Annotated in this window: 5 protein-coding genes; 1 reads left to right on the top strand and 4 read right to left on the bottom strand. The window is 74.1% G+C overall.

Annotated features, from left to right (window positions below):
* On the top strand, positions 1-485 hold a 485-nt coding region (locus SACSA_RS23170), incomplete at its 5' end, for a murein hydrolase activator EnvC family protein (protein WP_019818368.1).
* Between the two features lie 148 nt (positions 486-633).
* Here the strand turns inward: SACSA_RS23170 and SACSA_RS0114925 are convergent.
* From SACSA_RS0114925 to SACSA_RS23165, 4 genes are all read right to left on the bottom strand, one after another.
* Positions 634-1,752 (bottom strand): FliA/WhiG family RNA polymerase sigma factor, encoded by a 1,119-nt coding sequence (locus SACSA_RS0114925; protein ID WP_232212963.1) that lies wholly within the window; start codon positions 1,750-1,752, stop codon positions 634-636.
* Positions 1,753-2,050: 298 nt separating this feature from the next.
* Positions 2,051-3,154, bottom strand: coding sequence for a tyrosine recombinase XerC (locus tag SACSA_RS0114920; protein WP_019818365.1), 1,104 nt, complete (start codon positions 3,152-3,154; stop codon positions 2,051-2,053).
* 97 nt (positions 3,155-3,251) lie between these two features.
* Positions 3,252-4,430 (bottom strand): DNA-processing protein DprA, encoded by a 1,179-nt coding sequence (dprA, locus tag SACSA_RS0114915; RefSeq protein ID WP_019818364.1) that lies wholly within the window; start codon positions 4,428-4,430, stop codon positions 3,252-3,254.
* Positions 4,427-5,586 (bottom strand): YifB family Mg chelatase-like AAA ATPase (locus SACSA_RS23165; RefSeq protein WP_019818362.1); only part of this gene is annotated, 1,160 nt, incomplete at its 5' end. The genes dprA and SACSA_RS23165, both read right to left, overlap by 4 nt.

The raw sequence follows: 5,586 nt of genomic DNA, 5'->3' as shown, positions 1-5,586 counted from the left end.
GGGCGGACACCGACACGACGCCCAACGGTGGCGCGGCCCCGCGTGCCGACTCACCCGACCGGGACCCGCCGCTCGACTGGCCACTGCGCCCACATCCGGTCGTCGCCCGGACCTTCGACGCGGGCCGGTCCCCGTACGGACCGGGGCATCGTGGCGTCGACCTGCTGGCCCGGCCGGGAACGCCGGTGCGTGCCGCCGCCGAGGGGGTCGTGGTCTTCGCCGGACCGGTGGCCGGGCGGCCGGTGGTCTCGCTCGAACACGATGGCGGGCTGCGGACCACCTACGAGCCGGTCCGGCCGTCGGTGTCCGCGGGCGAACGGGTGCACCGGGGACAGGCGATCGGCACGGTGACCGCGGGACATCCCGGCTGCCCGGCCCGGGCCTGCCTGCACTGGGGCCTGCGCCGGGACGGCCACTACCTCGATCCCCTCCGGTTCGTCGGCGGCGCGACCGGCATGCTCCGTCTGAAACCGTGGGGCGGCTGAGTCCGGGAACACGCTCGGTCGGTCTGTCGGACGGCCGGTTCCCGCGGATGGCCGGGTCGAGGAGACGGGCACGGCCGGTCGAGGAGCCGGACACGGCTGGGGCCGAGGAGACGGACACGGCCGGGGCCGCGGAACCACCGCTACCGCGTCAGGAGCCCGCCTGCTCGACCAGCTTGGCCCGCAGTCGCAGCACCGCGCGTGTGTGCAACTGGCTCACGCGCGACTCGGTCACGCCCAGGACCTTGCCGATCTCGGCGAGGGTCAGGCTCTCGAAGTAGTAGAGGCTGACCACGACGCGGTCCCGTTCGCTGAGCTGGGCGATCGCGTCCGCGAGTTGCTTGCGGTTGTCCCGGTCCACCAGCACGGCGGCGGGATCGACCGCGTCCTCGTCCGGCAGCGTCTCCGCCGCGGTTCCGGGTCCGCTCTCGGTGTTGGCGCCGACGAGGTTGTCCAACGCGATCACGCTGGTCAACCGCAGCTGGCCGTACAGGTCGCGCAACTCCCGCACGGTGATGCCGAGCTCGGCGGCGACCTCGGCGTCGGTCGGCGTCCTGCGCAGCCGTGCGCCCAGCCGGTCGTTGGCCCGTTCGATCTCACGTGCGCGGCTGCGCACCACCCGAGGAACCCAGTCCTGCGACCGCAGGTCATCGAGGATCGCCCCACGGATGCGTTGCATCGCGTAGGTCTCGAAGCGCAGCCCCCGCTCCGGGTCGAACTTCTCGATGGCATCGACGAGCCCGAAGATGCCCGACTGGATGAGGTCGGCGACGTCGACGTGCGTGGGCAGCCCGGTACCCACCCGCCCGGCGACGTACTTCACCAACGGCGCGTAGTGCAGAACCAGGCGGTCCCGGACACGCTGGCTCGGCGCGCGGGCGAATTCCTTCCACAGGCCCTGGATGGCGGACTCGTCCGAGCCGATGTGCGCATCCGCGTCGCCACGATCGGCGTCGCCTCCGTCCGCGTCGTCACCGCGCCCGCCGTCATGGAGCCCGTCCTCACGGCGCCCGTCGTCACCCTGCCCTTCGTCACCCTGCCCGTCGTCACGGCGCCCGTGGTCACCGTCCCCGTCGTCACGTCCCGGATCGTCTCGGCGAGCCTCGTCACGGCCCGCGTGCGCGACCTGGTCGGCATCCGGGGTGCCTAGCAGGGCGGAGGCGGGCCCCACGGCGCTGCTGTAGGCGTCCACGGTGCCGTGAGGGTCCGGGTCGGCTTTCGCGGCGTGCGCCACGGCTCCGCCGACATCGAACTCCACCGCATCGACCACCGCGGCCGCATCGGCGACCTCGGTCGGACCGACACCGGCCGACTCTGATCTCGCAGTCGCGTCTGACCCGCCAGGCGCGTCTGACCCGCCAGCCGTGCCCGGCTCCGCAGCCGTGCCCGACTCCCCTGACGTATCGGCGATCCCGGGATCGGCACTCACCGCGGCGTCGGCGACTCCGGCCGCCTCGACACCTCCGGCCACCTCGACACGACCGGGATCGGAGAGCCCGGCGGCGTCGGTGTCCGCACGACGGGCGCGGTCCGCACCGCCGGACGTGCCGACCCCGCCACGGGCGGCATCACTCGGCACGCGGGTGCGTCTGGTCATGGATCGCCTTCAGCCGCTCGACGGTCACCTGGGTGTAGAGCTGCGTGGTCGCCAGCGTAGCGTGACCAAGTAGCTCCTGAACGCTACGAAGGTCAGCGCCACCGTCGAGCAGGTGCGTGGCCGCCGAGTGACGCAGGCCATGCGGCCCGGTCACGGCGGCCCCGGGCACCGTGGCCGCCGCCTCGTGCACCACGCGACGCACGGTTCTCGGGTCCACGCGCCCGCCACGGACGCCCAGGAACAAGGCTTCACCGGATCGGTCGACGGCCAACTCCGGGCGGCCGTCCCGCGTCCACGCGCACAACGCTCGTTCCGCGGGCACGCCGAACGGCACCATTCGTTGCTTCCTCCCCTTTCCCAGGACGCGGACGACCCGCCGGTCGTAGTCGACATCATCGCGGTCGAGCCCGCACAGTTCCGAGACTCGCACACCTGTCGCGTACAGCAACTCGAGAACAGCGTGGTCACGCAGCGCGACAGGGTCTCCTTCCTCGGCCCCGCCAGCCGCGTGCCGCAACAGCGTCCCAGCCTGGTCCGGGCGAAGAATGCCGGGCAGCGTCCGGTGCGGACGCGGCGCGACCAGCCGCGTGCCGGGGTCCACCGCGAGCAGGCCACCGCGATACGCCCATGCGGTGAACGCGCGCGCGGACGCGGAACGACGGGCCAGCGTCGTCCTGCCCAGTCCGCGGTCCCGCTGCCGCGCGAGCCAGCCCCGGAGCGCACTCGTGTCCAGTCCGTCCAGTGCGCGCGCGCACGCGGCGCGCCGGGCCGATCCCTCACCACCTCCGCCTAGGTCCTCGTCCTCGGCGTCGGTCGCGGCAGCACTGTCCCCGCCGGCAGCGTCCACTGCGGCGGGGCCCGAATCGCGCACCCCGTGCAGGTAACCGAGCAGGGACACGACATCGCCGAGGTAGGCCCGCACGGTGTGCGCGGAAAGCCGGCGTTCGTCGCGCAGGTGGCGTTCGTAGTCGCCGACGAGCGCTGTCGCGCCCGGCGGGAGCGCGGCCCGTGTCCGGGCGAGATCGGCCCGCGTCCTGGACTCACCCGCCGACGCGGCGGAACCCGTTGCGGTCATGCCCTGACGCTGCGCAAACGACCACGCTGGGTCAAGCATCGCCACACCCGAGTGACCATTGTGAAACCGTTTCGGCTTCACGCCGAGTCACACGAGATCACCCTGGCCCTGCCGCTGCCCGACCGTCCTCACCCGTGCGGCACCACCCGCTGTCCGACCGCCGGGCCAGACCGTCGAGTTCGAGCGCGGGCAACACCGCGCGCACCCGGGACAGCTCCACACCCGCCTCGGTGGCCACCACTTCCGGAGTCCGCGCACCCCGGGTGTCCAATGCCTCGTACACACGCAGGCTCTCCGGGTCGAGCCCGTCGGTCGCGCGCCGGACCGTCCCACCACGCGCGGCGAGTCCGTTCCCGAGCGGCCCGACGCTCTCCGCCACGTCCGGCACGGACGCGACCAGAGTGGCCCGCGCGTCGCGGATCAGCTCATGGCACCCCACTGACAACGCCGACCCCACAGGGCCCGGGACGGCCATCACCACCTTGCCCAGCGCCCCCGCGGTGGTCGCGGTGTTGCGCGCACCGCTGCGCCTGCCCGCCTCCACCACGACCGTGCCCGCTGTCAACGCGGCGATGAGCCGGTTGCGCACGAGGAAGCGGTGCCGGGCCGGTGGCGTGCCGGGCGGGTACTCCGACACGACCGCACCCTGCCGCGCGACCCGGTTGAGCAAACCGACGTGCCCGGCCGGATACCCCACGTCCAGACCGCAGCCGAGCACGGCTACCGTCGTCCCGCGCGAGGCGAGCGCGCCCCGGTGCGCCGCCCCGTCGATGCCGTAGGCCGCGCCCGAGAACACCACCGCACCCGACTCGGCGAGGCCGTGGGCGAACTCGGCCGCCGTGTGCTCGCCGTAGTCGGTCGCGGCCCGTGCGCCGACGATGGCCACGGCGTGCTCCACCGCCGTGTCCAGTGACGCCGTTCCCCGGACCCACAACGCCAGCGGAGGCGCCGTCCCCCGCACACCCCGCCCACTCGCCACGTCGAGGGTCAGCAGCGGCCAGGCGGGCCAGTCGTCGTCCTCGGGTGTGACGAGCCGCGCGCCCTGCTCGGCACCGGCGGCGAGATCCCGACGCGCGAGATCGAGCTCCCGCCGTGCCGCCGTTTCGGACGTGACCGGAGGGGGCGTGTCGCCGCGCCGTACCCGGGCCGCCGCGTCCACGGGGCCGTGCTCGGCCACGAACCGGACCAGTGCCGGGGCCGGTGGCTCGGCGGCCCGCAGCAGATACGCCCGGGCCAGTCGCTCCGGAGAGGCCGCCGCGCCCGCTTCGGCGTTCATACCGCGCTCCGATCCCGGAATTCCAGCGCCGCCGCCACGTGATCGGCCTCCGGCCGGGCGACGCCGTCGAGATCGGCGAGCGTCCACGCGACACGCAGACACCGGTCGGCACCCCGCGCTGTCACCGCACCACGAGCCAGCCCCCGGTCGAGCACTGCCGTCACCGTGTCCGGTAACGCGTACTCACGCCACAACACCGACCCCGGCACTCCGGCGTTCGTCCGCCAGCCGTGCTCGGACCACCGGTCGGCGGCACGGCAGCGCGCCCGCCGAACCCGGTCCCGCACCCGGTCCGTGGAGTCCGGGGCCTCCGCGTCGTGCGCGCGCCTCGCCGTTACCGGCCGCATCCGCACCCGGAGGTCCACGCGGTCCAGCAACGGACCTGACAACCGGCCGAAGTACCGCCGCCGTGCCGCCGGGGCACAGGAGCAGTCGGTCTCCCGCACCGGGGCGCACGGGCACGGGTTGGTGGCCAGCACGAGCTGGAACGACGCGGGATAGCGCACCACGCCCCTGCTACGCGCCAGCCGCACCTCGCCCTCCTCCAGGACCGTGCGCAGTGAGTCGAGCCGGTCGGTCCCGTATTCGGCGGCCTCGTCGAGGAACAGGACCCCGCGATGCGCCTTGCTGACGGCACCCGGGGCCGCGAGCCCGCTGCCGCCCCCGACCAGTGCGGCCGTGGAGATCGAGTGGTGCGGCGCCACGAACGGCGGCACACGCACCAGCGGCGCGTCCCGCCTCGTCGTACCGTCGACCGAGCGCACGGCGGTGGCCTCCAACGCCTCGTCGTCGACCAGCCGGGGCAGGAGGCCGGGCAGGCGCCGCGCCAGCATCGTCTTGCCCGTGCCGGGCGGCCCGACGAGGAGCAGGTGGTGGCCACCCGCGGCGGCCACCTCCAGTGCCCACCGCGCTTCGGGCTGGCCGACCACATCGGCGAGGTCGGGGACCTCCGCGCTTTCCTCGACCGGTCCCGGTTCCGGGGCGGCGAGGCCGCCCACTCCGGAGAACCAGTCGACGACCTCGGACAGGGTCCGGGCACCCAGTACCTCGACTCCGCCGACCAGGGCGGCTTCGCACAGCGACTCAGCGGGGACCACGGCACGGCGGTACCCCCACGTCCGCGCGGCCAGCAACGCGGGCAGCACGCCGCGCACCG

The sequence above is a fragment of the Saccharomonospora saliphila YIM 90502 genome, from assembly GCF_000383795.1.
Classification (GTDB): domain Bacteria; phylum Actinomycetota; class Actinomycetes; order Mycobacteriales; family Pseudonocardiaceae; genus Saccharomonospora; species Saccharomonospora saliphila.
Note: the sequence above shows the minus strand (reverse complement) of the source record. Positions and strands in the feature narration are given on the sequence as shown.

Coding starts and splice junctions, on each gene's coding strand:
- SACSA_RS0114920 (WP_019818365.1), bottom strand. CDS start 3,154: ATGACCGCAACGGGTTCCGCCGCGTCGGCGGGTGAGTCCAGGACGCGG.
- dprA (WP_019818364.1), bottom strand. CDS start 4,430: ATGAACGCCGAAGCGGGCGCGGCGGCCTCTCCGGAGCGACTGGCCCGG.